11 protein-coding genes are annotated in these 18797 nt (G+C 75.7%); 2 read left to right on the forward strand and 9 right to left on the reverse strand.

Annotated elements, in window-relative coordinates:
* Positions 1 to 64 precede the first annotated feature (64 nt).
* From ACFRIC_RS00510 to ACFRIC_RS00540, 7 genes are all read right to left on the reverse strand, one after another.
* Positions 65 to 2113 carry an alpha/beta hydrolase family protein gene (locus ACFRIC_RS00510; RefSeq protein ID WP_382778257.1) on the reverse strand — a complete coding sequence of 683 codons (2049 nt, stop codon included), beginning with the start codon at positions 2111 to 2113 and terminating at the stop codon, positions 65 to 67.
* Complete coding sequence (locus ACFRIC_RS00515) at positions 2110 to 3651, reverse strand: TfuA-like protein (protein ID WP_382778258.1); 1542 nt, start codon at positions 3649 to 3651, stop codon at positions 2110 to 2112. Before ACFRIC_RS00515 ends, ACFRIC_RS00510 begins: the two co-directional genes overlap by 4 nt.
* Entirely contained in the window at positions 3648 to 4847 is a 1200-nt protein-coding gene (locus ACFRIC_RS00520; protein ID WP_382778259.1) for a YcaO-like family protein, read from the reverse strand. The genes ACFRIC_RS00515 and ACFRIC_RS00520 overlap by 4 nt, the downstream gene beginning before the upstream one ends.
* Positions 4844 to 5908, reverse strand: a complete 1065-nt coding sequence (locus tag ACFRIC_RS00525; protein ID WP_382778260.1) for a JmjC domain-containing protein — start codon at positions 5906 to 5908, stop codon at positions 4844 to 4846. The genes ACFRIC_RS00520 and ACFRIC_RS00525 overlap by 4 nt, the downstream gene beginning before the upstream one ends.
* Entirely contained in the window at positions 5908 to 6774 is an 867-nt protein-coding gene (locus tag ACFRIC_RS00530) for a JmjC domain-containing protein (RefSeq protein WP_382778261.1), read from the reverse strand. Before ACFRIC_RS00530 ends, ACFRIC_RS00525 begins: the two co-directional genes overlap by 1 nt.
* A 72-nt stretch (positions 6775 to 6846) precedes the next feature.
* Positions 6847 to 7023 (reverse strand): hypothetical protein, encoded by a 177-nt coding sequence (locus ACFRIC_RS00535; RefSeq protein ID WP_351867782.1) that lies wholly within the window; start codon positions 7021 to 7023, stop codon positions 6847 to 6849.
* A 183-nt stretch (positions 7024 to 7206) separates the two neighbouring features.
* Positions 7207 to 8457, reverse strand: coding sequence for an aminotransferase class V-fold PLP-dependent enzyme (locus ACFRIC_RS00540; protein WP_382778262.1), 1251 nt, complete (start codon positions 8455 to 8457; stop codon positions 7207 to 7209).
* A 402-nt stretch (positions 8458 to 8859) separates the two neighbouring features.
* On the opposite strand from ACFRIC_RS00540, the gene ACFRIC_RS00545 reads away from it, so the two are divergent.
* Together ACFRIC_RS00545 and ACFRIC_RS00550 are read left to right on the forward strand one after the other, a co-directional pair.
* Positions 8860 to 9273 carry a hypothetical protein gene (locus tag ACFRIC_RS00545; protein WP_382778263.1) on the forward strand — a complete coding sequence of 138 codons (414 nt, stop codon included), beginning with the start codon at positions 8860 to 8862 and terminating at the stop codon, positions 9271 to 9273.
* A gap of 302 nt (positions 9274 to 9575) precedes the next feature.
* Positions 9576 to 14474, forward strand: coding sequence for an AMP-binding protein (locus tag ACFRIC_RS00550; protein ID WP_382778264.1), 4899 nt, complete (start codon positions 9576 to 9578; stop codon positions 14472 to 14474).
* Between the two features lie 102 nt (positions 14475 to 14576).
* Here the strand turns inward: ACFRIC_RS00550 and ACFRIC_RS00555 are convergent, their stop codons facing one another.
* Together ACFRIC_RS00555 and ACFRIC_RS00560 are read right to left on the reverse strand one after the other, a co-directional pair.
* Entirely contained in the window at positions 14577 to 15824 is a 1248-nt protein-coding gene (locus tag ACFRIC_RS00555; protein WP_382778265.1) for a helix-turn-helix domain-containing protein, read from the reverse strand.
* 540 nt (positions 15825 to 16364) lie between these two features.
* Positions 16365 to 18638 carry a condensation domain-containing protein gene (locus ACFRIC_RS00560; RefSeq protein ID WP_382778266.1) on the reverse strand — a complete coding sequence of 758 codons (2274 nt, stop codon included), beginning with the start codon at positions 18636 to 18638 and terminating at the stop codon, positions 16365 to 16367.
* Between the last annotated feature and the right edge of the window lie 159 nt (positions 18639 to 18797).

The following is an 18797-nucleotide window of genomic DNA, read 5'->3' on the forward strand; positions in this document are numbered from 1 at the left end:
GGTCCGAGGGGGTGGGGGCCGGGTCCGCCGGCGGTCCGGGAGCGGGCGCCGATGTGAGGGCCTGTCATGACGGCACCTCCGTAGGGGGGTTTGCGGTTTTGGGGGTGAGTTCGTCGGTGACGGCGGAGAGCACCCAGCGGTACCAGGCGCGGATGTTGCCGGGGCGGCTGAGGGGGTGTGCCTCGGAGCGGAAGAAGGCGACCTCGCTGCGCACTCCCTGGCGGGCGAGGGCGCGGTGGGTGCGCAGGGTCTCGGTGGGCGGGACGAGTCCGTCCTGCAGTCCGTGCGAGAGCAGCACGCGGGTGTCGGGCCGTACGGGGCGCGGGGCGAGGCTGTTGACCTGGTAGAGCGGGCGCCATTCGGTGGGGTCGCCGAACTCGCGGATCCACTGCCAGCCCACGTCGCTGCCCTCGGCGACCTGGGTGAGGTCGAGGGGGGCGGCGTGCGCGACGACCAGGTCGGGGTTGAGCAGGTCGGCGGTGGTCAGGGCGAGGTAGCCGCCGAAGCTGCCGCCCATGAGGGCGAGGGGTGAGTCCAGCAGGCCCTCGGCGGCGCGGACGGCTTCGACCTGGGCGGCGGCGCTGGCGGCGATGCCGCCGCGCCACTGGCGCCAGCCGGTGCGCACCGCGTCGGGGTAGCCGAGGCTGAGCGGGGGTTCGACCAGGACGACGGCCAGGCCGCAGGCGACGAAGGGCCACGGGTTCCACCGCCAGGACCATTCGCCCCAGCTCTGGAACGGGCCGCCGTGGTAGAGGACGACGGTGGCGTGGGGTGGGCCGTGCTCGGGCAGGCAGAGCCAGCTCGCGACGTCGCCGTCGGTGCCGGGGATGCGCTGGGGCCGGTAGTGGAGCCGGCCGGGCCTGGGGGGTGCCTCGGCGGACACGACGTGTTCGCCGGGGGGTCGGCCGGGGCCGGGGTGCAGGCCGGTCACCTCCAGGGCGGGCGGCAGGTCGGGGGCGGAGGTCAGGACGGCGGCGCGGCCGTCGTGGACGCGGGCGTGCATCACCGAGGCGCGGGTGGGCACCGGCCGCCAGGTGGCGTCGTCGAGGTCGTGGACGTACAGGCCGCGGCGCGGACCGGATTCGGCGGTGCACACCAGGCGGCGCGGTCCGTCCCAGCCGACGGGGCGCTGCCACAGCCCCCTCTCGGCGTTCAGCAGGACCGGCCGGCCCAGGTGTTCGCCGACGAGGCAGGCGTACTGGGTGATGGGCGCGTTGTCGTGGCGTGGTGTGGTGCCCAGGTAGGCGACCTGTCCGCCGGGGCCGGGCACGGGGTAGCAGAGGTCGACGGTGTCGCTGAAGAGCTCGCGGGTGACGCCCTCACCCCCGTCCTCATCCCTGTCTCGGTCTTCGTGGCCGGTGTCGACGGTGAGGGCGAGCAGGCCGAAGTTGCGTACGCCGTGGCGGTGGTGGCGCAGGGCGCCCAGGAACAGGGTGGCCGGGGTGGCCCAGGCGGCCTCGCCGGAGAGGGCGAGGCCGGCGGGGATGTGCGGGGTGAGCCGGTGCGGTTCGGTGCCGTCCAGCGGCACGAGGTGGACCTGCCAGGGTCCTTGGGGCTGTTTGGCGTAGCTGAGGGTCATGTCGGAGCCTTCGGCCCACACGGCGTCGGAGCCGGCCAGCAGGCCTTCGGGGTGTTCGCCGGGGCCGCCGAAGGTGCTGGTGGTCACCGCGAGGTGGCCGCCGCCGGGGCGGGGGGCGAGCGCGCCGACGTGTCCGGGGGTGGTCAGCAGGAGCTGTCCGGGGCCTCCGTCGGCGGGGCGCAGTTCCACCAGGGTGCGGCCCTCGCCGCGGCGGACGCAGACGTAACCGCCGGGCACGGGCAGGGCCTGGGTGCCCCAGGGCAGGGTCCAGCCGGCTTCCCAGGTGCCGTCGGGGCGGCGCCGGTAGTGGACCAGGTGGGGGTGTTCGGCGCCGTGGCGGGTGGGGACGTCGACGCGCAGGAGCAGGCCGTCGTCGCCGTGGGCGGCGACCTGGGTGGGGCGGGGCTCGGTGCAGTGCGCCTCGACCAGGGCCAGCGCCGACGCCGGAACCGGAGCCGACGCCGGGGCCGGGGCTGGGGCGGGGGCGGGGTTCTGGTCGGGGCGGGTGGGGGTGGGCGGTGCGGTGGGGGTCATCGGGTGGCCGCCGGCTCCCGCAGCAGCCGTGCGATCAGGGCGAGGTCGAAGGCGCCGGCGAGCCGGGCGGCCTCGGCGGTGTCGCGGAAGCCGCGTTCCAGGGCGCACAGCCGGTAGTCGTGATCGCAGTCGGTCTGCCACAGCTCCTGGAGCAGGGCGTGGCGCCGGCTGGTGGGGGCGGGGGGTGCGGCGGGGGGCAGCAGCAGGTGCAGGCAGCGCTGTTCCAGTTCGTCCAGGGTGCTGCCGGCGACGGCCTCGGGGGGCAGGTCCTGGTAGACGAGCCGGCCCGGCGGGAGTCGGAAGGTGCGGGCCAGGAGGCGTTCGTCGGCGGTCCAGTGGGCGGTGGCCTCGGTGGCACGGGCCAGACGGGCATAGGGACGCGTGGCCGGAGCGAACCCGGCGGCACTCAACAACGCCCCGGCCGCACCGACGGCACCCGCCACACCGGCCGTGCCCGTCGCACCGGGGGCACCGGCAACTCCGGTGGCACCGGCACCTCCGGTGGCACCGGCGGCTGCGGGGGTGGCGGCTGCGGCGCCTCCGGCGCCTCCGGCAGTTCCCGCCGCTCCGGCGACTCCGACGGCCTTGGCCGCACCGGCGGCTGCAGCGACTCCCGCAGCCCCGGTACTTCCCGCCGCTCCGGCGACCCCGGCACCTCCGGCAGTTCCCGCCGCTCCGGCGGTCCCGGCGGTCCCGGCGGCTGTGGTGGTGGCCAGGCGCAGTGTGTAGGCGCGGTGGCGTTCGGGGAAGTCGGGGGCGAACAGTTGCAGGCAGGCCAGGGCGAGCCGGGCGCCGACGGTGGAGCCGGGTTTGAGCGGCCGGTGTTCGAAGTCCCATTCCCGGCCGTAGGAGCTGGTCCACACCTCGGCGGCGGACGCGGCGCCGGGGGCGGGGGGCGGGACGGGGCGGGCGGCCAGGGTGTCCAGGGCGTGCCGGGCGTCGCGGGTCTTGATGTCGCCGTGGTGCCGAAGGTGGTCCAGGAGCAGGTTCATGGCCTGGCGGTCGGGGCCGGCTGCGTGGCGCAGGCCTGTGTGGGAGCGTTCGGTGAAGTGCAGGCGGGCGGCGGCCTGTTCGAGGCGGGCCGCCTGGCCGGCGTCCAGGGTGCCGGCGTCGCGCAGTTCGGTCAGTGCGTGGCGGACGCAGACCATGGCCTCGGTCAGGCGGCGGGCGCCCGCGCTGTCGTCGGTGTGGAGCACGGCGACGTCCGCGTCCGCGCTCAGACGTCCCGCGCGGGCCTGTCCGTACACCTGGCCCAGGCCCTGCATGCCGAAGTCGGCGAGTTCGGCGGCGCGCAGCGCGCCGAGGCTGGCGGTGCCGGCGACGTGCACGCCGCGGGCGAGCTGGGCGAGGATCTCCTTGTGCCGGATGGGCGCGAAGTGCTGGTAGACGCCGTCGATGATGAGGACCTGGTCGCCGGGGCGCAGGGCCAGGTCGAACAGGTCGCCGTGGCGGATGGGCGGCCGGTAGGCGAAGGGGCCGCGGGGCCGCTGGTGTGCGGGCAGGGTGGGGCCGACGAAGGCGATGCGGCGGGGGGTCACGCGAAGCTCCTGCTGGCGAGGGACTGCGGGCGGGGGTGGTGCAGGGTGAGCCCGAGTCCCGGTGCGAAGACCTGGACGACGGCGGGCCAGGGCTGCCGGCCGGGGGTGAGGTCGACGGCGATGACGGGTCGTCCGGTGGTGCGGTGCACGGCGGTGACGAGGTCGTCGAGGACCTGTTCGAGGGTGCGGGAGGCGGCCGGTGGGGCCGGTGTGGGCATGGGTTCGGTGTGCCGGGGGGTGGGGCGTGGCCGGTCGGCCGGGGCGCCCAGGCGGCGGAAGGTCCATTCGGGGATGTCGTCGCGGCCGCCGCTGATGGTGGAGCCGCGGCTCTGGACGGCTTCCAGCAGGGCGCGTTCGGCGGCGATCGCGGGGTCGGTGTGGCAGCCGGATCCGGCGAAGATCTGCCACATCTCGGGCTGGGTGAGCCAGCAGGTGTAGGCCCAGGTGCCCGGCACGGAGGGGATGCGTTCCAGGGCGACGTCGGCGCCGGCGGCGCGGATGCGGTCGACGACGGTGCCGAGCCGCTCGCCCAGGGTGTCCAGGTCGGTGGCGACGGCGTCGGCGGGGCGCAGCCGGGCCAGGGCGTCGCGTTCGACGGTCTCCAGCAGGGCGTGGAGGGTGGCTTCGACGTGGTCGTTGCCGGAGGCCAGGCCGTTGGTGGTGGTGACGAAGGTGGGGGGCTGCCAGCGGGCGGCGGCCCAGCCGCGCAGTCCGACGGCGGCCGAGGGGATCAGGCCCGGCGCGGCACCGGTCAGGTCCCAGCCCCTGGTCCATTCCAGGACGGTGCGGTCGTCGACCAGGGAGACGGGGTGCAGGGTCAGTTCGTCGACGCCGTAGCCGGGGTTCAGGGTGCGGGCGGTGCCGTGGGTGACGCCGGGGGGCCGGGCCTGTTCGGCGACGGCGACCTCCAGGGACTCCATCACCGCGGAGATGCGGGCGGCGGTGTGCGACAGGCCCTTGCCGGCGCTGGCGGCCAGGGTGGCGGCGGCGGGCCGGATCGCCGTCCACACCGGTACGCCGAGGATGTCGAGGCCGGTCAGGTCGGCGACGCGGGTGATGCCGCGGGCGGCGAGCTGCGGCTGGAGGCGGGCCCAGGTGTCCTCGAGGCCGAGGGTGCGCAGGGTGCCCTCGGCGACGGCCGCGGGTCCCCCGCCGCTCATCCAGGGTGCCCGGCCGGGTACCCGCGGCCCGCTCACCGGTGCTCCCTGCGCAGGGTGACCGCGGCCCGGGCGGTGGCGTTCTCGTCGGCGCGGGCGAGGTGGTCCAGCAGTGCCTGGCGCAGCAGTTCGGTGCGCTCGGCCAGGGGGTGGTGGTGGTGGCTGTCGTGCAGGTCCTTGAAGACGGGGTCGCCGAGGAAGCCGGCGAGGAACACCTCGGCGAGGTTCTGCGCGGTGGGCTCCTCCACGGTGATGGCGATGTGGATGGAGTTGCCCTCGCGGGCGGTCGCGTAGTGCGGGGTGCCGTGCGGCATGTACATCACGTCGCCGGGGCGCAGGGTCAGCTCGATGCGGCGTTCGTCGGGGATGGCGCCCTCGTGGAGGACGGAGTCGCTGGTGGAGGTGTCGTCGACGCGGCCCACCACCCAGTCCTTGACGCCGGCGATCTGGAGGATGAAGACGTGCGCGCCGTCCATGTGGGCCTGCATGGCGGTCTTGCCGGGCGGGCTGAGGAAGACGAAGGACTCCAGTCCGCCGCTGAAGTGGGGTTCGAGGGCCTTGACCAGGGTGCGGATGCGCGGGTGCCAGTGCTCGGCCTGGTTGAACTTGAAGGTGGCGCCGTTCGCGAAGTCCTCGCGGATGCGCTCGGGTTCGATGAAGCCGGGCAGCTCGTGGCCGACCACGGTGCGTCTGCGGGTCATGTCGCTGATCGCGGTGCGTACGCCCTCGTTGAAGATGGTGAAGTAGGGCCGGGACAGCAGGCCGCAGTCGACCTCGTCCCACATCTCCTGCTCGGTGATGAGCCGGCTCAGATCGCTGTGCGCGCGCAGCAGGACGGGCTGGCCCGCCCAGTGGTCGCGGAAGAAGGCGTCGGTGTCGCCGACCAGGTGCTCCAGGCGTGCGGGCAGCACGTCGTGCCCGCCCGCACAGCCGGCACCGCATCCGCCGTCCTGGCCGGCACCGAATCCGGCGTCCTGGCCGGGGGCGCGGCCGGCGTCCTGGCCGGCGGCCTGTGCGGTGTGGCCGGGGGCGCGGCCGGCGTCGTGGCCGGGGGGCCGGGCCGGTGCGGTCTCACGGGTCTCGGTGGTCGTGGTGGGCATCAGCCGATCGCCTCCCGCATCGTCTCGAGCGCGGTGCGCGCCCAGTGGTCGCCGTCCAGCGTCCGGGCCCGTTCGGTCAGGGCCGAGCGGACCTCGGCGGTACGGGCCGGGAGCGGGCGGGTGTGGAAGTGGTGGACGAGGTTGTGCTCGTCGTCGAGGAAGCGCCGCAGGAGTGCGTCGAGCAGGTCCTGCGGGGTCGGCTCGGTGAGCGTGAACGTCAGGTGGAGGGAGTCGCCGCCGCGGGCGACGGCGTCGTGCGGCCAGCCGTGCGGCAGGTAGAGCACGTCACCGGGTTCGAGGGTGAAGACGTGGCTGGGCCGGGCGGCGTCCACGTCCAGGCCCGCCGAGGCGCCGACCTGGCCGGGTCCGGCGTACAGGTGCCATTCCTTGCGGCCTTCGAGCTGGATGACGAGCACGTGGGCGGCGTCCCGGTGGGGAAGCATGCCGCGTGATTCCTCGGGCGTGTGGAAGACGTAGGAGTTGACCGCGACGGGGCGGATCTCCTCCAGGTGCCGTGCGATGGCGCGGGTGGGGCGGTGCCAGTCGCCGACCTGGTTGAGTTTGAGGGAGGCGCCGCCCTTCATGTGGCGGGCGATCGCGGCGGGGTCGGCGAATCCGGCGACCTTGTGGCCGATCACGTCCCGCTTCGTGGTGTACGAGGACACCGTGGGCACCTCACCGTGGCGCAGCAGGGTGAAGTAGGGCCATTTCAGGAGGCTGGCGTCGAGCAGGCGCCGGACGGTGTCCGAGGTGAGCAGGGCCGAGGGGTCAAGGGCCTGCTTCTCGACGCGGTGCGCGCGTCCCCAGGTGCTGTCGCCGAGGAGCCTGCCGGTCAGGGCGGCAGGCAGAGGAGTGGCTGCGGGCATGCTGATGCCAACCTTTCCGGTCCGGGGGCGCCTGGGAGCATGTCGCTCCCAGGCGGCCGCCTGTCAGGCTGCTCAGGCCTCGTTGATCTGGCTGAGGACGGTCATGGGGGCGTCCGCGGCCTCCTCGTTGTTGTTGAGGACGGCGGCCTTCTCCGGGTCGAGGACACCCTCGCCCGCCAGACGCGACTCGGCCGGAGAGGCGACGGCGTCGGTCTCGTTCAGGGACTGGAAAACGTCGCGCAGAGCCATGCGAAACCTCCTTTGGGGCCACTGCCGTTCAGTGACCGCATCTGGAGGGAACAGGACCTGACTCGGGATGTGCCTGGAGACCCCTCGTGCCCGGCTCGAACCACCGGCCACGGCCGCCCGACCTCCGCACGAGGCCCGGGAGTTCTCCTCCCGGACCTGGTACCGCGGGCCGGCCGGGGCGGTTCAGGTGCCAGGGCGGCCGGAGTCCGGGGTGCGGTCCGGGACCAGGGCCAGGTGGCGCCGGCCGGCCGCGCGCACGCGCGCGGTGGAGGGCCCCGCCGGCCGGGACGGCACGACATCCACCGGTACGGGTACGGGTACGGGCGGGGCGGGGGCGGGGGCGGGGAGGGGGCGGGGGCGGGTGACGGCGTCCTTGAGGGCGTGGGCGAACACCTCGATGTCCTCGGCCGAGTTGGCGTGGTGGACGGAGGCGCGTACGGCCGTGAGGACGCCGCGCTCGGGCAGGTACAGCGGGACCTCCTCGGCGACCGTCTTCCACACCACGACGCCGCGGTCGGCGAGCCGGCGGCGCACGAGTGCGGCGGGCACGTCCGGGTGGCGGAAGGTGACGATGCCGCTCTGGAGGCGTCCGGGGGCGATCAGTTCGGTGCCGGCGGTGTCCTCGACGGCGGCGCGCAGGCCGGGGGCGAGGTCGCTGCCGGGCGGCGAGGCCGGGTGCAGGGCCAGGGCCCGGTTCAGCGCGGCGGCCGCGGCGCCGTGCGGAGGCGCCAGGGGCAGGCCGCCGTGCGGGGCCAGCATCGTGCGCAGCCGTGGTGCCACGCCGGCGAATCCGGTCGCGTAGGGGCCTCGCAGGAACCTCCAGCCGTCCCCGGTCAGGAGGTGGCAGCCGATGCGGGCGGCGTCCAGGGGCAGTTGGCCCACCGCGTAGGAGGCGTCGACGGCGTACAGGCAGCGGTGGGGGGCCAGGAGGCGCCCGATGTCCTCGACGGGATGGACGATGCCGCAGCCGGAGGGCACGTGCGGGACGCAGACGAGGGCGACGTCGCCGCCGATGTGCCGTGCCATCCACTCCAGGTCGAGGTCGCCGTCGGGGCGCAGCGGTACGACCTCCAGCCGGCAGCCGGTGCGGGCGCGCAGCGCGAGGACGGCGCTGAGGTTGGCGGCCGACTCGTAGGGCGTGGTCCAGACGCGGTCGCGCGGGCCCAGCGGCAGCCGGGACAGCACGGCGGCGAACGCGTCGGCGGCGCCGGTGCACAGGAAGGTGTCCCCGGGCGGCATGCCCAGCAGGGCGGCCAGCCGCTCGTGGATCTCCCGGTGCAGGACGTCCTCGAGGCGTTCGTCCAGCTCGTAGGGACCGTGGCGGTCCTCGAAACGCGTCCACTCGGTGAGGACCTCCCGTACGGCCGCGGGCATGCGGCCCGTGCCGGCCGGGTTGAGGTGGATCCTGCGGTCACCGTGGGATTTCTCGTTCACTTCAGGGGCCTCCCCCCACAGGTGAGGCAAATGATTGCCTAGTTCTTGGCAACACCTTGCCTTCCGTGTTGGAGTTTTGGCAACCTCGGACAGCACCGGCTCAGGCACGGCTCTAGTTGCCGGGCCGGCGGCAGGGGTCTCGACCGCGTCCGGCCCGGTTCCCCAGGAATTGCCAAGCGTTGCCAGAGCATTTCCGGCTCTGCCAAGAATCCTCGTTTCCGCAGCTCAGGGCGGCTTTTTCTAGGCAACTCGGCGACGGTGGGCCGCCTCCTGGGGTGTTCCTGGCGTGCACCTTGAGTCCGAATCGACCCATTCCCGACCAATTTGCGAGCTTTGGTTGCCAATCTTCTTGGCAGAAGGTTGCCAAGCAACGAAAACGAAATTGACACCGAGGAGCCCGCCATGAACCGCATCGCCCGCATCGCCGTCGCCGCCGCCGCCCTCACCGCCTTCTCCGCCGCGGGTGCCACCGCCGCCGACGCGATCGACTGGCCGACGACGGCGAAGACGGTCTCCACATTCCAGGCCGGCGACATCAACTGGCCGACCGCCCCCACCGCGATCCAGGCCGACACCCACTGGCCCACCGCGCCGACCGCGGTGCAGATCGGTGACATCAACTGGCCGGTCGCCCCCACCGCGGTCCAGGCCGACACCCACTGGCCGGTCGCCCCGAACGCGGTCCAGGTCGGCGACATCAACTGGCCGGTGGCCCCCGCCGCGATCCAGGCCGACACCCACTGGCCGGTCGCCCCCACCGCCGTGCAGGCCGGTGACATCAACTGGCCGGTCGCCCCGGCCGTCGCCAGCGTCTGATCCGCGCCCCGGGCCTTCGCGCCCGCCCCGTGACGCCCCCGCAGGCAGCGATGCCCAGCGGGGGCTTCGGTGTTTTCCCGGGGCGGCATCCGCACGCGGCACGGCGTCCCGGTGATCGCCGGCCACTCCCCCGCCCCGGGCGCCTTGGCAACCTCGCCCCCGCCGCCCCGGCGGCAACGCCCCCTCGCCACCAGCGACTCCAGTGCCGCTCGACCGCCTCAGGACCCCACCTCAGGCCACCCTTGCCACCATTCAGGCAATATTTTGCCAAGCCGGAAGGCTGTCATAAGGAGCGAGTGGCGATGTCCATCTCCGGCCTCATCGAGCAGCAGGTCCAGGAGCGTCCCGACGCGGTCGCGGTGCACCATCCCGAGCAGGCCGGCGACCCCGGCGGCCGGCTCACCTACCGGGAGCTGGGCCGCGCGGCCAACCGTCTCGCCGCCCATCTGCGGGCGCGCGGCATCGGCCGCGGCGACCGGGTGGTGACCTCGCTGCGGCCGGGCCCGGAGACGGTGACGGCGTTCCTGGGGATCGTGCGGGCCGGGGCGGCCTACGTCCCCCTGGACCCGGCCGACGGTGCGGAGCGGCGGCGGCTGATCGTGCGGGACAGTGCGGCCGCGGCGGTGCTGAGCGACAGCGCGGGCGTCGGGGACTACGCGGGTCTGGACACGGTGGTCCTCGCGCTGGACGCCGAGGCGCCCGAGATCGCGCGGCGCTGCGCGGCGCTGCCCGAGCAGACGGCCGGCCCGGACGACGCCTTGTGCGTCTGGTACGCCCCTGGTGGCGTCGAGGGTGTCGTCGTGCCGCATCGGGCGGTGCTGGGCCTGGTGGGCGGCTCGGCCCCGGCGCGGCCGGAGCCCGCCGGTGTGGCGGGCCGGACCGGTGCCGGGCGGGCCTTCGACGCGGCCGTCTTCGCTGTGTGGGGTGCTCTGGCGTCGGGTGCTCTGGCGTCGGGTGCCCGGCCCGTCGGCGGCCCGGGCGAGGACGGCGGACGAACGGAGCCCGAAGGGGCGGATGAGCGGGCCGGACGGGCGGAGGAGCGGGCCGGACGGGCGGAGGAGTGGGCCGAACGGGGTGCGGAGTGGGCCGAGTTGTGCGGGCGGCGCTTTCGGCTCGGTGAGGTCGAGTCGGTACTGGGCGCGCATCCGGCGGTGTCGGCGGCCGCGGTGTCGGTGCACGAGGGCGCGGACGGCGGCAGGCGTCTGGTGGCGCATGTGGTGCCGGCCCGTCCGGCCGCGGCGGCCGCCGACCAGGACGCGCAGACCGCGCAGTGGAAGGAGATCCACGAGGCGCTGCACGCCGGTGCCGCGGCTCGCGTGCTGGGGGACGACTTCACCGGCTGGACCAGCAGTTACGACGCCCTGCCGATCCCGCTGGAGGAGCTGCGGGAGTGGCAGTACGCGACCCTCGACCGGATCAGGGAGCTGCCGCGCCGGCGGGTGCTGGAGATCGGGGTGGGCGGCGGGCTGCTGCTGGCCCACCTCGCGCGGGAGGAGGAGGTGCAGGAGTACTGGGCCACCGACTTCTCCCCCGCCGCCGTGACCGCGCTGGGCGCGCGGGTGGAGGCGGATGCGGTGTTGAGGGACAAGGTGCGGCTGGACTGCCGTGACGCCGAGGACACCGGCGGACTGCCCGCGGGTCATTTCGACGTGGTCGTCGTCAACTCGGTCGTGCAGTACCTGCCGGGCCTGGCCCGGCTGCGCACGGTCCTGGAGCGGGTGCTGGGGCTGCTGGCCCCGGGCGGCTCGCTGTTCCTGGGCGATGTGCGCAGCCTGGATCTGGCGTGCTGTCTGCAGACCGGGATCGCGCTGGCCCGGCCGGGCGGGGCGGGCGGTGACCGGGAGGCGCTGCGGCGCGGTATCGGGCACCGGGTGGCCACGGAGACCGAACTGCTGCTCTCCCCCGCCCTGTTCGGTGCGCTGGCCCGAGAGCTGCCCCGGGTGCGTGCGGTCGATGTGCGGCTCAAGCGGGGGGTGCATCACAACGAGCTGTCGCGCTACCGCTACGACGTGGTGCTCTCCACCGCCGAGCCGGTCGCCGACCTGGCCGGTGTGGCCGTCGTGCGCTGGGGTGCGGACGTGGCGGGCGGGCTGGAGGTGGTGGACCGGGTGGTGGCGGCGCGCCCGGCCGTGGTGCGTCTGGCCGGGGTGCCCAACCGGCGGGTGCACGACGAGTACGCGGCGATGCGGTCCCTCTTCGATCCCCGCGAGAGCCTCGATCTGCCGCCGCAGGACGCCGTGGCGCCCGATGTGGAGGCGCTGTGCGAGCGGGCCGAGCACCTGGGCTACCGGGCGCTGCCCACCTGGGGTGAGAGTCCCGAGCTCCTCGACATCGTGCTGCTCGATCCCGCGCGGGTGCCCGCGGGTGCGGTGACGGGCGTGTACGCGGCGGCCACCGGGACAGGGTCCGGCACCGGGACGGTGTCCGGGAGCGGCGCCGTCGGCGGGCCGGGGTCCGGGAGCGGGACGGGGTGCGGGAGCGGCACCGGGGTGGAGGGGTTGGAGGGGTGGGCCAGTGTTCCGGCCGCCTTCGAGCACGGGGTCGATCTGGAGGTCGTGCTGCGTGCCCATCTGCGGGAGCGTGTGGCGGAGCACATGGTGCCGTCGGTGCTGATGACGGTGGAGGCGCTGCCGCCGGACGGCGCCGGCGGGGTGGACCGTGCGGCGCTGCCGGTGCCGGCCCGTGGCGCCGACCGTCCGTTCACCCAGCCCGGCACGCCGATCCAGGAGATCGTGCGTGACCTGTTCGCCGAGGTGGTGGGTCTGCCGCGGCACCGGGTGCAGGCGGAGTCGGACTTCTTCCGCATCGGCGGGCACTCGCTGGCGGCGGCCCGGCTGCTGTCCCGGGTCCGCGAGACGCTGGGGGTCGATCCGGGCAGCCGGGCCCTGTACGAGGCGCCGACTCCGGCCGCGTTCGCCGTGCTGGTCGGTGACGTGCCCGCCGCGGTGATCGGGCCGGACGACACGGCCGGTGACAGCCGCGCGTTCTCGCTGCGGCTGCGCGGGAGGCTGGACCGGCGGGCGCTGGAGGTGGCGCTGGAGGATCTGGGACGCCGTCATGAGGCGCTGCGCAATGTCCGGCTGGGGGCGGCGGGGACGCGGCTACGGGCGCTGGCGGTGGACGACCATCTGCTGGAGGTGGCCCTGCCGGCCGACGCGGTGGACCTGTGGTCGCATGTGCCGCTGGCCGCCGACCTGGCCCGGGCCTATGGGGCGCGGGCCTGCGGGGGTGCCCCGCACCGCTCGCCGGCCGGGCTGGACGCGGCGCCCCGCGCGGTCTTCGGCGACCGGCTGCCCGCGGCGCTGCCGGGCAGCGGGCCGCGCTCCGCCCACGCCTCCTGGGGCACCCTGGAGCGCGCCCTGGAGGCGGACCTGCACGCGGAGCTGACGCGGTGGGCGGCCGGGCGGGGCGCCACCGTGTTCATGGTGGTGCACGCAGCGCTCGTGGCGCTGCTGGGCCGGCTGGGGGTGCCCGGTCCGGTGACCGTGGCCGCGCCCGTCCCGGCGCGGGACAGTGCCGCGCTGCGCGAGGCGGTGGGTCCCTACGGGCGGGTGCTGGCGCTGACGGTGGACGCCTCGGGCGATCCGTCCTTCACCGAGCTGCTGGGCCGGGTCCGTGAGCGGGACCTGGCCGCCTACCGGGACGGTGAGGCGGCGCTGGCGGCGCTGCCCGGCGGGGTGGCGCTGGCGGTGGTGCAGGAGTGTGTGGGCCGCTTCGAGGCGGGCGGGCTGTCGGTGCGGGCGGAGCACTGCACGCCCGCGGTGCCGGCCGCGGACCTGGGGCTGACGCTGACCGAGCGGCAGACTCCGGCGGGTGGCGCGGCGGGTGCCGCGCTCAGCGTGACCTTCCGTCACGAGACGGTCGGGGAGCGGGCCGCGGCCCGTCTGGCCGGTCAGCTCACCGCCGTACTGCGCTCGGCTCTCGAGGCGCCCGCCACGCCGCTGAGCCGGCTGCGGCTGGGACCGGGACCGGAGACGGCGGGCGGGGTGTGGGCGGGTGAGGAGGTGACTGCGGCCCGGCAGGACGTGGCGGCGCTGTTCGCGGCGCAGGTGGCGCGCGATCCGGGGGCGCTCGCGCTGGAGGGCCTGGACTATGCCGGGCTCGACGCCCGCTCGGAGCTGCTGGCGCATGCCCTGATCGAGCACCGGGCCGGTCCGGGGAGCTGTGTGCTGACCGCGCTGTCCTCACCGGCCGGGTTCGCGGTGGCCGCGCTGGCGGTGGCCAAGACGGGGGCCGCGCTGGCGGTGGTGGACCCCTCGCTGGATGTCGCCGAGTCGCTGCGGCCGGCGGTGCTGCTGCTGGACGAGACCGCGGACCTGCTGCTGCCCGAGGTGCCGGGTGCGGTGCGGCTGGTGCGTGAGGAGGGGGCCGAGCGGTGGCCGCCCGCCGGGTCCTGTCCGGTGGGGCGGGCCGAGCGGATCCGTCCGCTGCGCGCGGGCGATCCGCTGCTGCTGCTGCCCGGTGAGGGCGGCACCGTCGCGGTGGGCGCGGCGACGGTCACCGCGGCGCGGCCGGCCGACGCGGCCTGGCTGGTGCGCGGCTACCCGGACGGGGACGCGGCGATCGGGCTGCTGGGTGCTCTGGCCGGCGGGGCGCGGGTGCACGTCCCGGACCGCTCGCTGACCCGGGAGGTGCCGCACGAGGTGCTGGGGTGGCTGCGCCGGCAGGGGGCGCGGGTGGTGCTGGGCGGTGCCGACGACGTGCTGAGCGCGCTGGTCGCGCTGGCCCGCGGCGAGGGGGTCGAGCTGACCGTGAGCGGCGGCTGGGCGGAGGCCCGGCTCGTCGTGGAGCACACGCCCGGTGGTGCGGCCCGTCCCGCCCCCGGTCACCGCGCCTATCTCCTCGACGCGCGGCTGCGGCCGGTGGGCCCGGGTGGCACCGGTTCCCTGTACATCGCGGGCGTCGGGGTGGCCTGCGGGTACACCGGTGCCCGCGGGGCGGCGGGCTGCGAGCGGTTCCTGCCCGATCCCTTCGGCGGCGGTCCGGCCGGCGGCACGGCCCGGATGTGGCGCACCGGGCGGGCCGCCCGCCTCGACGAGTACGGCAATCTGCGGGTGCTGGACGCTCCGGCGCACGACGACCCGTACGACGACGCGTCCGCCGCGTTCGTGGTGCTGGCGGACGCGGCCGGCCACCGGGCACTGTGGCCGGCCGGGGCCGGCGTGCCGCCCGGCTGGTCCAGGACACCCGAGCACCGCTGAGAACAGCCAGGCCCCGACCCTGCCCTCCCCCGCCCTTTGTCCGGGCGGGGGGCGGGGCCGGGGCGGAAACGGGGGGCCGGGGCGCCGCCGGGGCGGGCGGGGTCAGGCGCTGGGCGGGGCGGTGGGGGTGGTGGGGGCGAGGGGGGTGGTGGGGGCGGCCAGGGATTCGGCGAGGATGCGCCAGATGTCGGCGGCCAGGTCGATGTTGGCGCCGGCCTGGGCCTGTTCGGCCAGGTCCCGCAGTCCCTGGATGCCGCTCGAATCGCCGGAGCGGATACGGAGCTGGTTGCGCAGGATGTCCAGGCGGACCCGGTCGCGGTAGCTCATCCTCAGCTCCATCTCGGCGAGTTCGCCGAGCAGGGCGTGGGCCTCGTCGTAGCGGGCCAGGAAGAAGGCGACGTCCGCCTTGAGCGCGAGCAGGTCCTGGCGCAGGCCGGGGGTGCCGACGAAGGCGAGCGCGGGTTCGGCGGCGGTCAGGCACCGCTCGGCGGCCTGGGGGTCCGGGGGCTGCTTTTGCAGGTACAGGCGGCTGGCGGTGAACCGCAGGCGCAGCCACAGCACGAGGTCCTCGCGGCTGCTGAACTTCTCCAGGGCCTCTTCCAGGTAGCCCTGGGCGGCGGTGTGGTCGCCCTGGCGCAGGCGCACCGCCGCGCAGGTCCACATGGCCTCGGCCCACAGGGTGTCGCTGCGGCCCGCGACGAGTTCGGCCAGTTCGTCGGCGTGGGCCCGGGCGTCGGGCATCCGGCCGGCCTCGGCCTCGACCGAGACCAGGGCCAGCAGCACGGTGGCGCGGTCCTCCGCGTCGAGGCCGTCCTCGCGGGCGAGGTGGTGGGCCGCCATCGCGGCGTCGAGGGCGGCGCTGATCTCGCCCTGGGTGCGCAGGCAGCGGGCCAGGCGGGTCAGGCCGCGGACCCGCAGGGCGACCAGTCCGACCGATTCGCCGAGCTGGACCAGTTCTTGCAGGTACTCCCGTTCGCCGTCGTGGTCGCCCTGCAGGCGCCGCTGTCCGGCGAGTTGCCACAGGGCCTGCCAGCGCAGCACCGGTGCCTCGTGTCCCTCGGCGGCCAGTGCCTCGCGCAGGGTCTCCAGCGCCGTCTCGGAGCCGGTGGAGGAGACCAGCGACAGGGCGTGGGCCAGGGAGCCGCCGGCGGGTTCCTCGAAGTCGGCCGGCTCCAGGCCCAGGCGTTCGGCGAGGTAGGCGACGGCCCGTTCGGTGGGCTGGCGGGCGCCGGACTCCAGCCGGGAGAGGTATCCGGTGGACATGCCGTCCCCGGCCAGGGCGGTCTGGGACAGGTCGCGGGCCTGTCGCAGTTTGCGGAGACGACGGCCGAACGCGGGCTGACGCAGCATGTGACCATTCCCTGGGACGGACGGGCGGGGGGTGGCCCCGTGGGGCCGAGGGGGCGTGCCACCGCCCGGGTGCGCAACCGAGCGTAGGGGGCCGGGCAAGGGGTGGGCAATGTTTTGCCAGGTGCCGTGCCTCGGAGTTCGTGCGAACCTCACGGATTCCTCTGGCGTTCCTCGAGCGGTTCTTGAGCGGTTGCGGGGAAAGTCTCAAGCGCCCGGGTCCGGTACCTGCGCACCGGCCCGTCCTCGCTCACGGGAGCTGTCCTCGTCCGCGTCCACGGGAGTCCTTTCATGAAACACGCGGTTCCTGCCCGCCGCGTCGCCCGCAAGGGCCCGCCCGGCCGACCGGTGCCGGTGCCGGTGCCGGTGCCGGGCACCGCGTCGGACGACGACATCAACTGGCCTTGACAGCACCCCTCCCCTGCCCCGCCACGTGCAGACGTACAGGCATACAGGCGTGCCGGGTTGGCAGAGTGCGGGGGCAGGTGTGCCGGGTGCCGTCCGCAAAGCCGGAGCCGGAGGGCGAAGCCGGGCCGGTCCGGGTCAGGGGCGGGCGGCCGAGGCGCACGCACGCTGCAGGGCGGCCGCCAGGCTGCGGGGCGCGTGCGGATCGCCGTCGGGGCCGCCGACCACGACCAGCGGCGGGCGCACCCCGGCCCGGGTGATGTGGTGGGCCAGTTCGCAGGCCAGCGCGCCGGTGCCGCAGTAGCCGCCCAGGACCAGCCGGCCGCCGGCGCGGGCGAGGCGGACCAGCGCGTCGGCCTGGGCGGGCGGCGGGCCACAGGCCGGGCGCAGCGCGGTCAGGGCCTCCGGTCCCCGGTAGTGGCGCAGCAGTTCGCGGTGCCCGGTGTACGGCGCGCCGGGGGTGTCGAGCAGGCACACGGTGGCCGTGGCGGGTGCGGGTGTGCCGCGCAGCAGGACGAGGGGGGCCGTGTCCCGGGCGGCGGGGCCGTCGGGGACCGGGGGTGTGGGGGTCCCGGGCATCCAGGCCAGTACGTCCGCGACGGTGGTGGCCGCGGTCGCCGTCACGGGCAGCAGGCGCAGCAGCCGTACGGTGTGGGCCAGCAGGGTGGCGGTGGCGGTGGCGTCGATGAGGTCGCGGTCGTAGGCGCAGGTCAGAACGAGAGCGCGGCGGGTGTCGTGGCCGGCGCGCAGGCGCAGGGCGTATCCGGCGGGTGCTCCGGCGGCTTCCTGTTCCTCCAGGCGTACGCCGTGTGCGGCGAGTTCGTCGCGGTAGGCGGTTTCGGGGCCGGGGCCGCAGTCGAAGGCGAGCAGGCCGCCGGCCCGCGGTCCCAGGACGCGGGCGGTGGCGGGTGAGGCGGGGGTGGCCCATTCGTAGGCGGACAGGTCCATCACCGCGTCGCGCAGGGTGCGCAGCAGGCGGGGCAGGGTGAGCGCCGGGTCGACGGTGAGGGTGAGCGGCAGGGTGTTCTCGAAGGGGCCGGGGATGCCCTCGATGCCGTCCAGGAGCAGGCCGCGGCCGGGGAAGTCCAGGCCGAAGCCCACGGTCGCGGGCGCGGGGGCGGTGTCGCGGGCGCGGTAGAGGAGCAGGGCCCACACCGCCTGGAGGACGCTGCTCTCCGCGACGCCCCAGCGGGCCGCCCAGTGGGTCAGCCGGTTGCTGCGGGCCGGGGGCAGAACGGCACGCAGCACACCGGTACCGGTACCGGTGTGCGCGGCAGTACCGGGGCCGGTACGGGCGCCGGCGCCCGTACGGGTGCCGGTGCCGGGGCCCTTGCCGGTACGGGGGCCCTTGCCGGTGCCGGTGCGGTCCGCGGGCCGCAACAAGGGCTGCGCGGCGGGCCGGTGGGCGGGCCCCTGCCGGACGTCGGGGGCGGGCAGGTGGGCGGGTTCCTGACGGGGGTCGGGTTCCTGGCGGGGGTCGGGGGCCGGGCCGGGCGGGGGCACGGCGGGCAGGTGGGCCGGCTCCTGGCGGGGGTCGGGGGCCGGGCGGGGGGCCTGGGCGGCGATCCGGCGGGCGCAGTCGCCGAGGTCGGGGCGGCGCTCGCCGCCGGGCAGTGCCCCGCCGGCGAGGTAGGCGCGGCAGCACTCGCGCATCAGCAGCCGCACGCTCCAACTGTCCAGCAGGGCACGGTGATAGGTGAGAAGGATGTCGGTGAAGGGTGCCGCGGCGTCCCGGGGGCCGCTGTCCAGCAGGGCCAGGCGCACCGGAGCGGGGCGGCGCAGGTCGAAGGCGCGGGCCCGTTCGCGGGCCGGCAGCGCGGCGCGCCGGATCACGGTGCGGTGCGGGTGGCGCACGACGTCGCCCAGGGGGCGGTCGAAGACCACGGCACGCGGGCGCGGGTCCCATACGAAGGCGGTGCGCAGCACGCTCTCGCGCTCGCCGACGGCGTGCCAGGCCGCCTCGAAGCGTGCCGGGTCCAGCGGGCCGTGCCAGCGCCAGAGGATCTGCTCGACCTGGTGGCCGGGCCAGGCCAGGGCGTCGGCGAGCCGCTGCTGCTGCAGCGGGGTGACCGGCTCGGTGCGCGGCAGGGTCCGGCAGGGCTGTCCGGCCGCCGCGGCGGCGGGCCCGGTGCCGGGACGGGGCTCGGGGGCGGCGGTCAGCAGGTCGGCGAGCCGTCCGAGGGCCGCGGGCGCGGGTGGCGCCTGACCGCCGGACAGTTCGACGATGTGCAGGTCCTGCCCGTGCGCGACCAGCCGGCATCCCGGGTGCCGGGCATCGGGGACGCTCTCCGCGACGCGGTGCAGGGCACGGTGGAAGGAGGCGGTGTCCCAGATCCCGTGCAGTTCCATCGTGCCGTGATCCCCCTGTTCGGGGTCGATCACCGCGCACACACCGGGCCCCTCACCGTTCATCGGCTCCCCCTTTCCGGACACCCCCGGCCAGATCGAGCAACTGCCCCGTGCGGCCCGGAGAGTCGGCGTGCGGCCTTCGACGGGCATGCGGGCGGGCGCGTAGCGAAGCCGGAGCCCGGCCTCCCCACGCTAGCCCCGCCGCGTCCCCGTCGTCCGTTT

This window comes from Streptomyces sp. NPDC056738 (assembly GCF_042790435.1).
In the GTDB taxonomy this organism is placed as follows: Bacteria; Actinomycetota; Actinomycetes; order Streptomycetales; family Streptomycetaceae; genus Streptomyces.

Coding starts and splice junctions, on each gene's coding strand:
- ACFRIC_RS00510 (WP_382778257.1), bottom strand. CDS start 2,113: ATGACCCCCACCGCACCGCCCACCCCCACCCGCCCCGACCAGAACCCC.
- ACFRIC_RS00525 (WP_382778260.1), bottom strand. CDS start 5,908: ATGCCCACCACGACCACCGAGACCCGTGAGACCGCACCGGCCCGGCCC.
- ACFRIC_RS00530 (WP_382778261.1), bottom strand. CDS start 6,774: ATGCCCGCAGCCACTCCTCTGCCTGCCGCCCTGACCGGCAGGCTCCTC.
- ACFRIC_RS00535 (WP_351867782.1), bottom strand. CDS start 7,023: ATGGCTCTGCGCGACGTTTTCCAGTCCCTGAACGAGACCGACGCCGTC.
- ACFRIC_RS00545 (WP_382778263.1), top strand. CDS start 8,860: ATGAACCGCATCGCCCGCATCGCCGTCGCCGCCGCCGCCCTCACCGCC.
- ACFRIC_RS00550 (WP_382778264.1), top strand. CDS start 9,576: ATGTCCATCTCCGGCCTCATCGAGCAGCAGGTCCAGGAGCGTCCCGAC.
- ACFRIC_RS00555 (WP_382778265.1), bottom strand. CDS start 15,824: ATGCTGCGTCAGCCCGCGTTCGGCCGTCGTCTCCGCAAACTGCGACAG.
- ACFRIC_RS00560 (WP_382778266.1), bottom strand. CDS start 18,638: ATGAACGGTGAGGGGCCCGGTGTGTGCGCGGTGATCGACCCCGAACAG.